Consider the following 16,532-nt stretch of genomic DNA (forward strand, 5'->3'; position numbering starts at 1 on the left):
TATTTAAGATCGGCATTTTTGTTCTTATTCAGGATGATGGTTACTTTTACGTTTGCCCGGCGAAGCTGAAACCGGTCAGACTGAAACAGCAATCTCCGGAGCATGAAACGATGTTGATGACTATTGCAGAACAGCTTGAACAAAAAGGGCTTGAGCGAGGTATCAAGCAAGGTATTGAGCAGGGTATTGAGCAAGGTATTGAGCAGGGTATTGAACAAGGTATTGAGCAAGGTATTGTGCAAGGCCGAGAGGAAGGCCGAGCGGAAGGTAAACTGGAAACGGCTCGTGCCTTATTACGGCATGGCGTGAGTTTGGACATTATTGTCACCAGTACCGGACTGAGCCGGGATAAAATTGAAACGTTAAAGCATTAAATTAATCTTCTCTTTTACAGCAAAATGCCGATATTCAAAATCGGCATTTTTGTTCTTATTTATACCCAATAGATTTCAAGTTGCAGCGCGGCGGCAAGAGAACGCATCCCCAGGAGCATAGATAACTATGTGACTGGGGTAAGTGAACGCAGCCAACAAAGCAGCAGCTTGAAAGATGAAGGGTATATAGGGAGAGAAATGACACCTTAAAAGTATGGGGAATGCGATTAGGTGAGCTGTTTGCGGAAACAAAATAACTTGTTCTGTTTCGTCAAAACCTTGATGTTCATGCGCCTGATGTAACCGTTTATTATTGATTTTTGCATCCGAACAGAGTTCATAAAAAAGCAAACCATAGGCTCAATACGATCTTTTCCACTCACTCTTTTGATCATCAATTAATCGACAAAATAGAAAATAATCATTCATTCATAATTTTCCTATCCCCAAAGCCAAATAAAACCGCGCTTAATATCTAAAATGAGTAACTCCTACCATACCAATTAATAATTATCACACACTATTAATTAATATTCCCTAAAAATATTCATTACTTATAATCAGGCCGCTTTATTAAATGCGAACTAAATAATCGCGAAATAAATCTTTTCAGCATAAATAATAACCGCCATAAGGCAGGTTGCTGCGGTAGCTATAGCCATAGCTCGGAGCGAATCAAAACCTCAGTATTAATCAAAACAAGGCTATAACGCTTTGTTTATCTTTTAAACGTAAATAACCAATCAAGGAATAAATCATGTCTACAACTCCAGAACAAATCGCTGTTGAATATCCAATCCCTACTTATCGGTTTGTTGTCTCAATCGGTGATGAGAAAGTCCCCTTTAACAGTGTTTCCGGGCTCGATATTTCTCATGACGTCATCGAATATAAAGACGGCACCGGTAATTATTATAAAATGCCCGGCCAACGTCAGGCGATCAATATTACGCTGCGTAAAGGTGTCTTCTCCGGTGATACTAAACTTTTTGATTGGCTTAATTCTATTCAACTTAATCAGGTCGAGAAAAAAGATATTTCAATTAGTTTAACCAACGAAGCCGGCACTGAAATCCTGATGACCTGGAGCGTGGCAAATGCCTTCCCAACTTCATTAACCGCTCCTGCTTTTGATGCCACCAGCAATGAAGTCGCGGTTCAGGAAATTAGCCTGACCGCAGATCGAGTCACTATTCAAGCGGCTTAAGACTCATTTATAAAGCTGTTTACTAAAAATATTGCACAATAATTGGAGGCAACATGCCAACATATTCCTATCCCGGCGTTTATATTGAAGAGGACGCTTCACCCGCACTCTCCGTTCGTTCCAGTGCAACGGCAGTACCAGTCTTTGCTATTACAAACAACAGTTCATTAATATCAGATAAACCCTATATTCGTGTTAGTAGTTGGATGAACTATTTAACACTAAAAGGCGAACCATTTGATCCCAAGAATATCCTTGATGTTTCACTGCGTGCCTATTTTATTAACGGCGGTGGATATTGCTATCTCGTCAAAACTAAAGAGTTAGAAACACAAGTGCCAAAACTTGACGATGTGACATTATTGATTGCTGCCGGAGAAGAGATTAACGAGGTGGCAGGAAAACTTTGTCAGCCGGGCAAAGGGTTATTTGCCATTTTTGACGGCCCACAAAGTGATACCGATATAAAAGAACCAGAAAAAGCTCTCAAGCCTTATTCCCCTACGCCTTATGGCGCAGTTTATTACCCTTGGCTAACCGCTGAATGGGGAGAAAATAAAGCCGCCATTGATATTCCACCCAGTGCAGTGATGGCCGGTATTTATGCCAGTGTCGATAACAGCCGGGGGGTCTGGAAAGCGCCCGCTAACGTTGCTATTCAGGGCGGCTTACAACCTAAATACCCAGTAACCGATGATCTGCAAACGCAATATAACCAAGGCAAGGCATTGAATATGATCCGTACCTTTCCTAAGAGCGGCACGCTGGTTTGGGGTGCCCGTACACTTGAGAACAGCGATAACTGGCGTTATATCCCGGTCCGCCGCCTGTTTAACAGTGCAGAGCAAAATATTAAAAATGCCATGAATGCTATGGTATTTGAGCCCAACAGCCAACCCACTTGGAAAGCCGTCCACAGCGCTATCGATAACTATCTCCATACTTTGTGGCAGCAAGGCGGGTTGATGGGCAATAAAGCCGAACAAGCTTATTTCGTCCAAATCGGTAAAGGTCTCACCATGACCGATGACGATATCAAGCAGGGCAAAATGATTGTCAAAGTGGGTCTGGCGGCGGTTCGTCCAGCCGAGTTTATTATCTTGCAGTTTACGCAAAACATCGCTCAATAATCGGAGGCAACATGCCAGCTATACCAACTACATCAACTTATCCTGGCGTCTATATTGAAGAAGATGCCTCACTGGCTCTCTCCGTTAGCCAAGGGAACACGGCAATCCCGGTTTTTATTGGCCGTTTCTCACCGAAAAAAATCAGCGCAACACCTGAAATAACACGCGTGAGTAGCTGGTTGGATTTCACTAATCTGTTCAATGTGGGTTGTATTAGGTCGGTAGCAATCAAATCAACTGAGTCTACTCCACCCCCTTCCCTTTCTGTTCCTGAGAAAAGCGAAGGTAATGAAAAAACCGAAAGTAATATAAAAGATAAGGACGATGCAGAAACCGAAAACAATACAAAAGCCAAAAGCAATGTAGAAATTTTTGCCGCCCCAAATATTACGCTTTATACAGACGATAAAAATAACCGTGATTCTTACAATATAACTATCGGCACCTACACGACAAGCAGTGATGCCTTAAAGCTTTATTTCCAAAATGGTGGCGGACCTTGTTATATCCTGCCAATTTCTAATTCAGAAGATACCAACACGCTGGCATTAATCCCTGAGTTAATTGAGCAGGCTTTAGAAATTACCTTGATCGTCTGCCCTGAACAGGATCCTGCTTATCAGAGTGCAATATATGGCAACCTGACCCCTTTATTAAAGGCAGGATATTTTCTTATCGCGGATAATCCGAATAAAGAAACTGCACTTAGCGTTAGCCTGCAATCACAAACCGCGACTTATTATCCCGCAGTAAAAGTCTCACAACTTATTCAGGTGGAGGAGAATACCGTCACGGTTTCAGGTTATCAGGATGCAAAAGTTACCCATCTGGCAGAACTCAAACAGCAAAACTCAGGACTCTATAAGCAAGTTATCGAGGCAATAAAACAAAAAATTGCTGATAACAAAAAACTCATTCCCGCCAGTGCAGTGATGGCTAGTGTCTATTGTGCTACCGATGCTCGTCGTGGCGTCTGGAAAGCACCTGCGAATGTGGTTCTCAGCGGGATTAGTGATGTAGCGGATCGACTCACGGAAGATGAGCAAGGCACCATGAATCAAAAAGGTATCAATGCTATTCGCTATTTCACCAACAAAGGGTTTGTCGTCTGGGGCGCACGTACTCTGCAAGATGATGACAACTGGCGCTACATTCCGGTTCGACGCTTATTCAATGCGGCAGAACGGGATATCAAGCAAGCCATGCGATTTGCCGTTTTTGAACCCAACAGTCAGCCCACCTGGGAACGGGTCCGCTCAGCGATTGATAACTATCTCCATCAACTCTGGCAACAAGGGGCACTGGCCGGTAATAGCCCGCAGGAAGCCTATTTTGTCCAGATTGGTCAAGGTGTCACCATGTCCGACATTGACATTAAACAAGGCAAAATGGTGGTTAAGGTTGGGATGGCGGCGGTCCGTCCGGCTGAATTTATTATCCTGCAATTTTCGCAAAATGTAGCACAGTAATCGTACTGAGGCGCGGTTCGCCGCGCCTATTCTGGCAAGGAAATGAGAATGGAAATAAAACAGCCGGGCGTCACCATTACGGAGAACCTGATATCCCAGCAACAAGATGAGGCGTTTATCGGTGTACCGGTTTTTATCGGCTATACTCAACAACCGAGTAAAAACAATCGTGCTAAAAACAATCATGTTAGTGACAAAACCGCCGTCAAGCTCCACAGCCTGACCGATTTTACCCTGTCATTTGGTGAATCAGGATTAACATACTATTCCGTGCGTCACTTTTTTGACAACGGGGGTCAACAAGCCTATGTACTGTCGTTAGGATCGGATAAACCACGAGGCGATTTTCACTCATTGACCACCACCCTACAACAAGATTGGGTTAAACAAGCGATCTCGGCACAGAGTGCTATCACGCTGATTGTGGTCCCCGATATTGTCTATCTGAATCAGATGGATGATCCCGATTCAGAAATCGATCAATACGACAAAATCCAGTTCTGGCTACAATTTTGGCAATCAGTACTTAGCCTCTGCCAGTGCCGACGCGGCATCATGGGATTGCTGGATGCCCCCGATGATCCCGCTCTGGCCGAGAAATGTTTAACGCAGCTCTCTTCCAATGATCGGCAATGGGGCGCGGTATACTGGCCAAGATTGAACAGTGCTTATCAGGAACAAAATCAGCCTGTTGTTCTTTCGCCGACCGCCGCAGTGGCTGCCATCATTCAGCGTAACGATAACCAAATGGCGGTCTGGCATGCCCCCGCGAATGTCGCGTTATCCAAGGTGATAAGCCCAATACGCTCTCACATTGAAGCCGATACCCTGTTTAACCAGAATGGCCCTTCGTTGAATCTGGTTCGCAGCTTTCCCGGCAAAGGGATAAAGATCTGGGGATGCCGCACGCTGGACAATACCCCCGATTCTCCCTGGCGCTATATCCAGACACGCCGTCTGGTTTCCTATATCGAAGCCCATATGACTCAACTGGGCCGGGCCTTTGTGTTTGAACCGAATAACGCCATCACCTGGATGAAGTTTAAAGGTCAGGCTTACAACTGGTTACGTCAGTTATGGCTAAATGGCGGACTGCGCGGTACGCAGGAAGATCAAGCATTTGAGGTGTTGCTGGGGGTTGGCGAATCGATGAGCGAAGCGGATCTACGCGCCGGGAAAATGATCATGAAGATCAAGCTGGCGTTACTCATTCCGGCGGAATTTATCGAGTTGAATCTGACATTTGATACCCGTACCGGGATCACCCATTAAGCAGGGGAAAAATATGAACAATTTATACACCCCGTCGGTGTCACACCGTTTTATCGCCAGTTTTCTGTTTAACAATATCCCCAGTCCACTCGACATTGCCTTTCAACGGATATCGGGACTGAGCCGTGAACTGCAAACCACCCAACACAGCCAAGGCGGAGAAAATGCCAGAAACGTTTGGCTAGCGGAGAAGATCCAGCACGGTAGCTTGGTACTGGAACGCGGGGTTATGACCGTCACGCCGCTGACTTGGGTGTTTGATCGCGTCCTGCGCGGCGAGAAAGCCGTGTATGCCGATGTGGTCATCATGCTACTGAATGAACATTCAATTCCTGTGGCAAACTGGACATTAAGTAACGCGCTGCCGGTTCGCTGGTCCACCGGCGACCTTGACGCCAATAGCAATACGGTGCTGGTGAACGCTCTGGAATTACGTTATCAAGATATGCGCTGGTTAGGAGTGAAAGCATGACTGTTGAAATTAAAGAGCTGATTATTCAGGCTAAAGTGACCGATTCAGCCAGTCATTCGGTCACTCCACGAACACTGGCGCAGGGAGTGCTGGATAACGCCGACCTGATTGAAAAAGTGAAACAAGCAGTATTAGATGCCTTGCGCGAAACAGGAGGTCATTATGAGCTTAATTGAACGCAGCCTGTCCAAACTCACCTTCACCGCTTTCAAAGATCGTGAGGGAAAAACCTCGGTAGGCAGTTTACAGGCAATGTATAACCCCGATACCATCCAGCTCGATTATCAAACCCGTTATCAGCAGGATGAAAGCGTTAACAGTGCCAACCAAAGCAGCCGCTATGTGTTATCCCAACCGGCGGGCCTGTCATTAGTCCTGTTATTTGACGCCACCATGCCCGGCCATAACACCCCGGTAGAAACGCAATTAGCAACGCTAAAAGCCTTGTGTGCCGTGGATGCCAGTACTCACGTTCCCCACTTTCTTAAAATCAAATGGGGCAAAATGCGTTGGGAAAACAAAGGCTATTTTGCCTGTCGGGCCAGTGGTCTCAGCATTCATTACACCCTGTTTGACCGAGACGCCACACCGCTGCGGGCCAGCGCTACCCTATCTCTGGTGGCAGATGAAAGCTTTGTGATTCAAGCTACCGAGCAGCAATTAAAATCGCCCCCGGCTACTGCGGTTAACGTCACGGATATGCTCTCCCTACCGTTGATCGCCTTAGGTGCCGGCGCTTCTTTGGCGGGGGGTATTGATTATCTCTCGCTGGCTTGGCAAAACGGCCTGGATAATCTTGATGACTTTACCCCCGGACAAATGTTGCAAGCACAGGGGAAAGCATGAAGATACCGACGATAACGATCAAAATAGACGGCAAAGTCCTCAATCAATTTACGGTTATCACTCTGACCGTTAACCATCATATTAATGGCATCCCCTCGGCCAATATCACCTTGGGTATCGCCGGTGATGCCCGCCATATTTTTGATGCCAAGGCACAAGCTGAACTGGCAAGTTGCCGCCCTAATCATCAACTTAGCGTGCAGATCGAAAAAGCCGTGGTGTTTAAGGGGATCATCGTTCGGCAAACATTGGGGCTTAAAGGTCAGGACAGCATCATTACTCTGACCGCCAAACATGCGTTGCAAAAATTAACTCACAACTTCCACTCGCAACTGTTCAACAAACAGAGTGATGAGGCGATTATCAAGAAGTTGTTTAGCCAAGCGGGTATCCCTGTCACGATAAAACCAGCCCCTCAGCTTAAAACGGTGCATGAGCAAATGGTGCAATTTCGCTGCAATGACTGGGCTTTTCTAAAAAACCGACTGTTCGCGACCCATACCTGGCTGCTGCCCGGCAACGATAGTGTGACACTGGTCACCCCGGAATCCCTGAATCGGTCAACCGTGCATACTCTCCACCAGCGAGCCAACCCTCAGGATGCGGTGTTATTTGAAGCGAATCTGCAATGGGATAACCAACGCAACCCCAAAACAGTGAATGTACAATCTTGGGATATCGCCCAACAGAAGCTGTCTCCAGCCCATCAGGTAAAAAACAGCGGCCTTGGTCGCAATCAACTCGCCACAGACAACCTGACATCATTGACCAGCCAACCATGGCAGTGGGTTTTCAGCTATCCGTTGGACAATGAACAGGCCAAACAGCTTGCTCAAGGCATCCTGAATAACCGCCGAAGTCACAACGTCTCCGGTAATTTTGAGGTCGAAGGTGATAACCGTTATCAAACAGGGGATGTGCTGGCGTTAAACGGCTTTGGTCAAGGGATGGATGGTCAGGCGATTATCACCGGTGTCAGTCAGACCCTCAATCAACGGCAAGGCTGGCGTACCCGGCTAACGCTGGGGCTATTACCGGAAACAGAGCAAGTTGTACCGCAGGCAAAAGAGCTGCATATCGGGATCGTGGAAAAATACCAGCGAGATAGCCAATCATTGGGCCGTATTCCGGTCAAAATCCCGGCGTTAAACTTAACCAACGGCACCCTTTTTGCCCGCCTAAGTAAACCTTACGCCAGTCATGAAAGCGGTTTCTGCTTTTACCCTGAAGCGGGGGATGAGGTGATTATCGGCTTCTTTGAATGTGATCCTCGCTTCCCGGTGATATTAGGCTCGATGCACAATCCTAAAAACAAAGCGCCGTTAGAACCGAGTGAAAAAAACCCGGTGAAAACCTTAGTGATTAAACAGGGAGAAAATCAGCAAGCATTACTCTTTAATCATAAAGATAAAACCCTCGCATTGAATAGCGGAAAACATACCTTATCTCTGCAACAGGATAAAGATATCACGCTTAATTCCGCTAAGAATCTTATTACCCATGCTCAGGAAATTAAAATAGAGGCGCAAAAATCTCTGTCCGCCGCCGGTAAATCTGGCGTAGATATTAAAGGTGCGAAGATTAATCTAACCCAATAATAAGGTAATAAGATGACAAACAAAGTATTAGCCGATATTTACGGTCGGGGTTGGGCCTTTCCGCTGCAATTTTCTATTAAAGATGCTACGTATAAAGATAGCACGCATCCTGAAATAGCAACCGGCGTCACCATGGCGGAAGGGGCCGAAAATGTCCGCCAAAATATGAAAATTCTTTTTCTCACCGAACCCGGCGAACGAATTATGCGAGAGAATTATGGTTGCGGCCTGAATGATTATCTGTTTGCCAATATCCGTGACGAAATGATGGCAGAAATTCAGACTCGAATTGAAGAACGGGTATTGCGTTATGAACCCCGCGCCGATATTAGCGAGATCCAGGTCAACCAGAGAACTAACCTGCCCAATACCTTGCATATTCAGGTCACCTACACGCTGAGAGGCAGCGAAATCAGCCAGCAAATTGAAGGTGCCCTTGAAGTGAATGAAGGCCGGGTACAGGTGAGTTTATGAGCAAACAACTGGTGGTGGATGGCGACACTTTGCTGTTCGAGCCGTTATTTGGCAACCGACAAGTCACCATTTTGGGGCCGGCAACCATCCGCGGTAGCGGACACCCCCAAATTCAGGGCAAAAAGATTGTCATGGTCGGTGATGAAAAAAAGGTGCAACTTCAAGCGCAATATATCACTCCAAGCCACCCGGTTCCCGGCATGGGGATGGTCACCATTGCTCAATTGGATGCCAGCCAGCAGGTAAACTTCTGCCGTAGTCCAGTCACGGTAATTGTTGTCGGGCAACAATTTATCGCCCGATTTACCCCGACACAGCCAGCCAATAATCCATCGAGCGGCCCGGATGTGACCGCCCCCAGTATGGGCAAAGGCCGGTTTATTGCCAGCCAATATGCAGTCACTGCCGGATAATAACCTCTTCAACTTTATTTTAAATATACCCGTTATCTTTCAAGTTGCCTCTTTGTTGGCTGCGCTCACTCACCCCGGTCACATAGTTATCTATGCTCCCGGGGATTCGCTCCCTTGCCGTCGCGATGCATCTTGAAATCCATAGGGTATAACAATATTTTCAAATAATCATGATCCCTGAAAATTTATCGGGAATAATTACATAACAGGTGGTAAAAATATGGGACAAGCCGAGTTAGAAAATAAACTCTCTGCTATTGTGCCGGATACTGTATTTAGACTTGATGAAAGAAGTACGCTAGATATTTTAAATTGGCTTAAAGCTTACGCTAAAGAAATCCCTTTCGATCAAGAGAAAAAACAGTTCTGGGATAGTTTCTACTTTATTCAGGAAAATAATCCTCAACAATTAGCGGATATTTATCAAAACGTAAATCAAGCCGATGGCCGATTACCCGCTCATCAAGCTTTTGTTTTAGCTTTTTTAAAATTATTAGAAACAACTAATCGATTATTAAATACCTTTCCGGCCCGGCACCGTAATCTTTATTATCGGGAATTATTAGGGCTGAAACCCAAAAAAGCGCAAGCAGATAAAGTTGCGATAGGAATTACCCTCAATCCCGACAGCACAGAATCGCTGATAGCTCAAGGCACGCTATTTGATGCTGGGCAAGACAGCGCCGGCAATCCATTACACTATGCGTCAGATACAGATTTATTGGCGAACCAAGGGGAATTAACCGACTTACGTTGGTATCGGAAAAAAAATAATGGTTGGTTATCGGCAATCGCATTAAATCTTGCAGATAACATGGCATTGCCTGAAAACGGTATTCGACTTTTTAGCCCAACGGCCAATGATGTTCCGGTTCTATCCGGTTACCTGATCACTTCTCCTTTATTTGCCATGTCAGCAGGAGAGCGCACGATTAAAGCCACATTAGCCCGCGAATGGACAGGTAATGCTGAGAACATCACCGCTAAAATGAGTTCGGGCGATCACTGGCTTTCTTTATCTGCAAAAAAAGGACAGAGCAACAATACCCATTATCTTACACTTTGTTTATCAGCTAATAATGACCCCATCAGTTCCCCTGATGGCTTGGATAATATGGCGTTTGATATACCGGTGTTAAAGCTAGGCACCACTCAAGGCCCGACTCTACCCAAGATTACCGACATTGAAGTCAGCATTAACGGTAACCGCAGTGTGCACTATGCCTCTGATGGCGGTATTGAACAGACGGATACCACCAGCTTCCCGTTTGGTCAATCACCGTCGTTAGGCTCCGGTTTTAATCTGATTGCCCCAGAATGGTATGGCTCTGAAAACGCAACATTGACGATTACGCCTCAATGGGTGGGATTACCTCAACAAAACTTTTCAAAATGGTATGGAGGATATGAAACTAAGCCCGACAATAGTGCCTTTAAAGTACAGGGTTACTTAATCACACCTCAAAAGAGAGAAAAGCTTAATGAGGTGCAAGCATTATTCGATGGAAAAGAGGCACCACAAGGGCAAAGCCTGACATTTACCTTACCGGCAATGCATTATCCCCTTGCAGACAGCCCATCGCCCAACGAATGGCCGGCATCCGTGCGCATAGAACTGGCCGGACAAGATTTTATGCACGCCCAATATTGGCAAAATCCCACGGGTAAAAATGTCCCCTATACGCCACAAATCAGTGCATTGCAGATTCAATTCAGCGCTAAAGCTAAGCAATTTTCCATCTATCCACTGACGCCTTTTGGCCAAGGCGAGGCAACAGCAGAAACACCTGCATTAACCCATGAAGCCTTCTATTTAGGCTTTACGGGCGTATCACCGGGACAAACTCTATCTCTCTATTGGCAATTAGCAGGCATTAAATCGCTCGCGTTATCTTGGTTTTATCTCAACAACAGCAATAGCTGGAGCAAATTAGACAAATTAGTTGACGACCAAACCCATAACCTGTTTGACCGGGGTATCTGGCGCACTTTATTGCCACAGGATGCGGCAAATCAGGCGGCCTTGATGCCGACAGGACGCTACTGGCTGAAAGCTGAGATAACGCAACAAACCGATCCGCAAGATTACCCACGCATTAACGGTCTACTGTATAACGCTACCACCGCGACGTTGATCAACGCAGAAGCCGTTGAGCAGACGCACTTTATCAACGGATTAGCCGCCGACAGCATTAAACAGCCGGTAAACACGGTTGTTGCCGTCAGCAACATCACCCAACCTTGGGCCTCTTGGGATGGTCATCCGCAAGAAACCGAGCAAGCCTTCCTGACGCGGCTCCCACCTCGGTTATCTCACCGTAATCGCGCGCTGAGTTGGGGCAACATTGTCACCTTATTAAAAGAGCAATTTGTCAGCCTGTTTGATGTCAAATACCCGTCTGCCAGTGAATTAACCAAAATCCCGGCACCGGAAAAACAGCAACTGATTGTGATCCCTGACAGCCGTTATAAAGATAACGACGATGCGCTGCGCCCAAAATTAAATCCCGCTCGGCTGGCAGAGATGGTCGAGTGGATCAAACAACTCAGCAGCCCTTGGGCAACCCTTGAGATCAGCAATCCCACTTACATTGACGTTAATGTGAACTATCAAGTGACCTTTATCGCAGGTGTTAACCCCGACTACGGATATCATCAGCTACAACAGCAATTAAGCCGAAAATATATGCCGTGGGGCGAAAATGCCGCTATCGGCGTGACAACCGGTAATCACATTGATTACTACCCCTTGTTAGCCACGATCCAGCAATCTTCTCTGGTGGAACGCGTCACTGATTTAAGCCTAACCATTGCTAACCGAACCACCGGTGCCGTACGTAAAAGTATCGAAGCCGCCGATAATGAAGTGTTGATTTTAGTCTGGCCAGAACAGCGTCCCTCAAACCAAGGAGTTAACCCATGAGTCATCAGGATGCCCTGTTTCCCATCGTCAAAGACGATATTACCTTCGATGCCTTACTCGCTCAGGCCAAAACCGTGATTGAGCAGCAATCCGGCCAATGCTGGAGCAATACCAGTGAAAATGATCCCGGCATCACCTTATTGGAAGCCTGTTGTTATGGTGCCTCCGATCTGGCCTACCGCCACACATTACCACTGAGAGACCTTCTAACTCCAAAACCAGAAGACCAAACATCCGGCGACGGTATTTTTCCTCAGGAGTTCGGCCCACAACAAACACTGACCTGTGGCCCGATCACCGCGGAAGATTATCGCCGGGCTTTATTGGATTTACATAGCAGCGACACGATTAATAACACCAGCGAAGGTTATTTTTTCTTTAATGATGTCCAATTAATTCGTGAACCTGAAAACGAACGCTATGAATATTGGTATAACAAACAGAAACGTGAATATAGCTTTAAAAACTCCGGCTCAGATAGCCAATTAGCACTAAGAGGAAATTACTGGCTCTATTTACTGCCTAGTCGGGAAACTGAAACTAATAAAACACTGGCTGAGGAGAGGCTGAAAACTTTCCTAAAAGATAACCGTAATCTGGGGGAATCCGTCAGCAAAATTATCTGGCTGCAACCTGCCGATCTCCCCTTGCAGATTGATATTGAACTTGAAGATAACGTCATCGATCTTCCTGATATCTTCGCTCAGGTTTACATGACGGCGGAACAGATGGTACTGCCCAAGCCCGAACGTTATACCACTCAGGCCATGAAAGATCAGGGTTACCATCATGAAGAGATATTTGCCGGCCCTTATTTACATCACGGTTGGATACCGACCTTACCTCAAACCAAAGATTACACCGGCGATACGGTATTAAATCTCAGCCATCTGGTTAATCGATTATTAGCGATTAAAGGTATTCAGAGTGTAACCCGGCTAGCATTAGCTCATCACGACACAACTATTACGCCATTGTCGAACGATAATTGGTCTTGGGAAATCGCTCAAAAATATTACCCCAGATTATGGGGGAGTGATCCACTGGCATTAATTACCTCAGCAAACAGCCCGCTTACCATTACCGCCAAAGGGGGCGTTAAAATTGGTGTTTCTAAACAAGATATCGAAGAAAAGCTTATTGCAGAACCACTGATTGATATACAGCCGGAATTACTGCATTGGGGTAAATATCGTAAAGTTCTGGATTACTATCCGGTAAGCAATAAATTACCCACTTGCTATGGATTGCAGACCTATGCCAGCAACCAACAGCAAATACAGTTACACCAATTTATGCTCCCTTTTGAACAAATGTTGGCTAACGGCTGTGCCGAACTCGCCCTTTTACCAAAACTATTAGCCTTTAAACAACGGGGAGAAACAGTACACGGTGTGCAATGGCCTTTTAAAACGGGTACAGTCAATCATCGTGTTCATCAACAGATCATTCCTGATTTAACCGCAAAACTAAACTACGATTCACAAATCTATATTGATAACCATATTCAGAAACCAAACTATATAAAAGAGGCGACAATTCTGAATTATCTGTTGGGCTATTTTGGCGCTCAACTTGCCGCCAGACCACTTACATCGAACTCACTACTGGGTTTCAAAGACTTTCTGTCTACTCAGCGCGGCTATCTGGCTCAACAACCGGAACTGACCTATCAACGTAATAATATTCGGATTGATAAAGTGTCGGCACTGCAAAAACGGATTGCCGCCCGATTGGGTTTAGGCGGGGAATGTTTCAGTAAAACACCTAATCTGGATGACCTGCCTTTTTATTTAATTGAACATCGTCAACTTTTGCCGATAAAACCCGACACGAAATTCGACGATAAACAAAAACCTGACGATCTAAAGGTAATTGAAGAGAATTCAGGCTCTAAAAATCATCAACTCATCATCACACAACAAGGTATTGCAGGTCGGTTATTACAAGGTCAGGTGATTAATCTGATTATTATTGAAGATGATAGAGAGTTTATATTACGGAGCCAAATGATCACCGAAGTGACAGGAGATACCTTTTCCCTTAGTACCCGTAACAGCAGCGATTTGGAACGCAATCTGGACAGAATAAGACAGAAATTTAATGATGGTAATCTGCGCTGGCAAAATAGCCCAGTGTGGCTGGAAGATATGGATTATCAATTGGTTTATGCCGATGAGACATATAAAAATGCTACCGACGATCAACGTTGGATTACTTCCAGTGCTCAAAGCCCCTTCCCTGCTATGATTGAAGAAAATGACGAAATCACCCTGAAATATGTGATTACTCCCTCTGGGCCAGATCTAAAAATATCACCTCGTACAGTTATCCCTGAACCGAGAACCGAATATGAACTCAAAGCACGAGTCGTTAAATTTGATCGTATTCAAGGCAAGATATTAATTAAATGCAACCAAGACTCACCGAATAAAGACTTTCCAAAAGAGGCCGAAGCATGGCGCTATCGTTGGTATTTCTCCAGCGAAAAATACGCTTTGGCTGACCGCTTTTCATTTGTGGTTAGCGTAGTAGTGAATCGTCAGTTAATTGAGAATGACAAAGTTGATCCTTATAAGTTGGAATCTTGGGTGAAAACAGAAATATTAGCTGAATTCCCCGCACATATTTCAATGATTATTCACTGGTTATCACCAGAACATTTTAAAGATTTTGCCAACACCTATAAACGTTGGCAAAACAATGACGCCCCTTTAGGAGACGAAGCATACCATATTTTAGAGACCTTAACCTTGGGACGCCTGCCTTCTGATGCAACCGGTATTGGTAATATGCGAATTGCTACTAAACAGCAACGTACCGAGGTCATTGGTGAATCTGGCAATCAATGGAATGCAACAGTCATAACAAGTAATCAATTATTATATGTGCCTAAGCCGTAAGAATAGCTAAACTCAATGCAATTATTAATAAAGACAGTAGCAAAATATAAACTAATTTATCCAATATAAAAACAAATTAATATAGCATCATAAAAGACTTATTTTAATATTAAATATTTTTTATGCTTAATTATACATAAATATCTATAAGATATTTAAATCATAATAATTTAACACCATATAATATAGGATGATAAAAATGGAAAAAAAATCTAATCTATCTAATGCAAAATCCAATATGGAAAACATTAAATCAAATGGCCCATCAGCAGATGATTTAAAAAGGCGCTTTAAAGAAGGCAGTATTCCATTACAAACCGATTATGCCGATCTGATTAATATTGCTGATATGGGTCGTCGGGCTGTTGGTAAAGCGCCCGGTCAAACGGATAACCCAAATTCAGCCCTGAAACTGGATAATGACGGTGAATTAGCGGTAAAACTTAACGACAAAGGCGGTTTAAAGACAGATAACGATGGATTAAGTGTAAAAATCAAGAATAAAAGCCTGTTGGCTGATAATAGCGGATTAGCAGTCAATGCCGGCAGAGGATTGAGAATTAGCAACGACAAGCTTGAATTCGATAATCATCATGGTATTGAAATAGTTAATGAAGGGGTAAAAGTTAAAGCTGGTGAGGGAATTAAGGTAGACGATAAGGGTGTCAGTTTGAAAATGGGAAAACCTATCAACGTAGCCTATTCTCCATTAATATTAGAACCTAAAAATGATGTTTTATCTGTAAAGATGGGTGATGGTTTGGTTGACAGAGACAATGGAATATCAATTTGCCATGGTAATGGCATTGATGTAGGTTACGATTATGTGGCTGTCAAAGCAGGTAATGGTATTACCGTTGATTCCAATGGTGTCAGTATTGATCCCACTAAAGTACTTCCCAGAGGAATGATTGTGATGTTTTCTGGTGATAGCGCTCCTACTGGATGGGCTTTCTGTAATGGTAATAATGGAACCCCAGACTTAAGAAATCGTTTTGTCATGTGTGGAAATGATTTTTCTGATAAAGGAAAAAGCTATTATTGTGCCGGAGGTAGAGGTGATAAAAAAGAATATCCCCAAAATACAAAATCAACTCAAGTTTCTGTCACTGTTAATGTGCAAAATACAACATTAACAGAGTCACAAATACCTAGTCATAAACATATTGGAGGTATGGCTTATCGGTATGGTGATGGAATAAGATATAATTATTCACAATGGTGGAGCCAAACAAAAGAAATAAATAATCACATTAATTCTGGAATAATGACTGAAGATAGTAATCCTTATTACGCATACACATCAGACACAGGGGGAGGACAAGGACATAATCACCAAGCAACAGCATCATCCCCTTCACATTATCATAGCGTTGATGTAGTTCCGCCTTATTATCTATTAGCCTTTATTATGAAACTTTAATTTCATTCCACGAACACAGATTTAAATT

13 protein-coding genes and 1 pseudogene are annotated in these 16,532 nt (G+C 44.5%); all 14 read left to right on the forward strand.

What is annotated here, in order from left to right; translation table 11 throughout:
* Positions 1-77: 77 nt before the first annotated feature.
* Positions 78-374, forward strand: a pseudogene (locus tag AACQ38_RS07270) (ISNCY family transposase); the annotation flags it as partial.
* Positions 375-1,131: 757 nt separating this feature from the next.
* The gene (locus tag AACQ38_RS07275) at positions 1,132-1,581 is read left to right on the forward strand and encodes a phage tail protein (protein ID WP_011145991.1); all 450 of its coding nucleotides are present in this window, start codon (positions 1,132-1,134) and stop codon (positions 1,579-1,581) included.
* 53 nt (positions 1,582-1,634) lie between these two features.
* Positions 1,635-2,711: a phage tail sheath family protein gene (locus AACQ38_RS07280; RefSeq protein WP_011145990.1), complete on the forward strand. Its 1,077-nt coding sequence runs from the start codon at positions 1,635-1,637 to the stop codon at positions 2,709-2,711.
* Between the two features lie 20 nt (positions 2,712-2,731).
* Entirely contained in the window at positions 2,732-4,180 is a 1,449-nt protein-coding gene (locus AACQ38_RS07285) for a phage tail sheath C-terminal domain-containing protein (RefSeq protein WP_165577842.1), read from the forward strand.
* Positions 4,181-4,228: 48 nt separating this feature from the next.
* A complete protein-coding gene (locus AACQ38_RS07290; RefSeq protein ID WP_165577780.1) occupies positions 4,229-5,452 on the forward strand; it encodes a phage tail sheath family protein in 1,224 nt (407 codons plus the stop codon).
* 13 nt (positions 5,453-5,465) lie between these two features.
* Positions 5,466-5,924 (forward strand): phage tail protein, encoded by a 459-nt coding sequence (locus tag AACQ38_RS07295; RefSeq protein ID WP_165577781.1) that lies wholly within the window; start codon positions 5,466-5,468, stop codon positions 5,922-5,924.
* Positions 5,921-6,100 (forward strand): DUF5908 family protein, encoded by a 180-nt coding sequence (locus tag AACQ38_RS07300; protein ID WP_165577782.1) that lies wholly within the window; start codon positions 5,921-5,923, stop codon positions 6,098-6,100. The genes AACQ38_RS07295 and AACQ38_RS07300 overlap by 4 nt, the downstream gene beginning before the upstream one ends.
* Positions 6,087-6,770, forward strand: a complete 684-nt coding sequence (locus tag AACQ38_RS07305) for a CIS tube protein (protein ID WP_165577783.1) — start codon at positions 6,087-6,089, stop codon at positions 6,768-6,770. Before AACQ38_RS07300 ends, AACQ38_RS07305 begins: the two co-directional genes overlap by 14 nt.
* Entirely contained in the window at positions 6,767-8,368 is a 1,602-nt protein-coding gene (locus AACQ38_RS07310; RefSeq protein ID WP_165577784.1) for a phage baseplate assembly protein V, read from the forward strand. The genes AACQ38_RS07305 and AACQ38_RS07310 overlap by 4 nt, the downstream gene beginning before the upstream one ends.
* Before the next feature lie 12 nt (positions 8,369-8,380).
* Complete coding sequence (locus AACQ38_RS07315) at positions 8,381-8,842, forward strand: GPW/gp25 family protein (RefSeq protein ID WP_165577785.1); 462 nt, start codon at positions 8,381-8,383, stop codon at positions 8,840-8,842.
* Positions 8,839-9,255, forward strand: a complete 417-nt coding sequence (locus tag AACQ38_RS07320; RefSeq protein ID WP_165577786.1) for a hypothetical protein — start codon at positions 8,839-8,841, stop codon at positions 9,253-9,255. Before AACQ38_RS07315 ends, AACQ38_RS07320 begins: the two co-directional genes overlap by 4 nt.
* A gap of 220 nt (positions 9,256-9,475) precedes the next feature.
* Positions 9,476-12,178 (forward strand): hypothetical protein, encoded by a 2,703-nt coding sequence (locus tag AACQ38_RS07325; protein WP_165577787.1) that lies wholly within the window; start codon positions 9,476-9,478, stop codon positions 12,176-12,178.
* A complete protein-coding gene (locus AACQ38_RS07330) occupies positions 12,175-15,081 on the forward strand; it encodes a hypothetical protein (RefSeq protein WP_165577788.1) in 2,907 nt (968 codons plus the stop codon). The genes AACQ38_RS07325 and AACQ38_RS07330 overlap by 4 nt, the downstream gene beginning before the upstream one ends.
* Before the next feature lie 199 nt (positions 15,082-15,280).
* A complete protein-coding gene (locus AACQ38_RS07335) occupies positions 15,281-16,504 on the forward strand; it encodes a tail fiber protein (protein ID WP_165577789.1) in 1,224 nt (407 codons plus the stop codon).
* Positions 16,505-16,532 lie beyond the last annotated feature (28 nt).

Source organism: Photorhabdus sp. RW14-46 (genome assembly GCF_963887965.1).
GTDB lineage: Bacteria > Pseudomonadota > Gammaproteobacteria > Enterobacterales > Enterobacteriaceae > Photorhabdus > Photorhabdus laumondii.

What these genes read in the sequence shown, in the direction of transcription:
- AACQ38_RS07310 (WP_165577784.1), top strand. Translation starts at nt 6,767, where the DNA reads ATGAAGATACCGACGATAACGATCAAAATAGACGGCAAAGTCCTCAAT.
- AACQ38_RS07275 (WP_011145991.1), top strand. Translation starts at nt 1,132, where the DNA reads ATGTCTACAACTCCAGAACAAATCGCTGTTGAATATCCAATCCCTACT.
- AACQ38_RS07290 (WP_165577780.1), top strand. Translation starts at nt 4,229, where the DNA reads ATGGAAATAAAACAGCCGGGCGTCACCATTACGGAGAACCTGATATCC.
- AACQ38_RS07320 (WP_165577786.1), top strand. Translation starts at nt 8,839, where the DNA reads ATGAGCAAACAACTGGTGGTGGATGGCGACACTTTGCTGTTCGAGCCG.
- AACQ38_RS07315 (WP_165577785.1), top strand. Translation starts at nt 8,381, where the DNA reads ATGACAAACAAAGTATTAGCCGATATTTACGGTCGGGGTTGGGCCTTT.
- AACQ38_RS07305 (WP_165577783.1), top strand. Translation starts at nt 6,087, where the DNA reads ATGAGCTTAATTGAACGCAGCCTGTCCAAACTCACCTTCACCGCTTTC.
- AACQ38_RS07295 (WP_165577781.1), top strand. Translation starts at nt 5,466, where the DNA reads ATGAACAATTTATACACCCCGTCGGTGTCACACCGTTTTATCGCCAGT.
- AACQ38_RS07330 (WP_165577788.1), top strand. Translation starts at nt 12,175, where the DNA reads ATGAGTCATCAGGATGCCCTGTTTCCCATCGTCAAAGACGATATTACC.
- AACQ38_RS07280 (WP_011145990.1), top strand. Translation starts at nt 1,635, where the DNA reads ATGCCAACATATTCCTATCCCGGCGTTTATATTGAAGAGGACGCTTCA.
- AACQ38_RS07335 (WP_165577789.1), top strand. Translation starts at nt 15,281, where the DNA reads ATGGAAAAAAAATCTAATCTATCTAATGCAAAATCCAATATGGAAAAC.
- AACQ38_RS07325 (WP_165577787.1), top strand. Translation starts at nt 9,476, where the DNA reads ATGGGACAAGCCGAGTTAGAAAATAAACTCTCTGCTATTGTGCCGGAT.
- AACQ38_RS07300 (WP_165577782.1), top strand. Translation starts at nt 5,921, where the DNA reads ATGACTGTTGAAATTAAAGAGCTGATTATTCAGGCTAAAGTGACCGAT.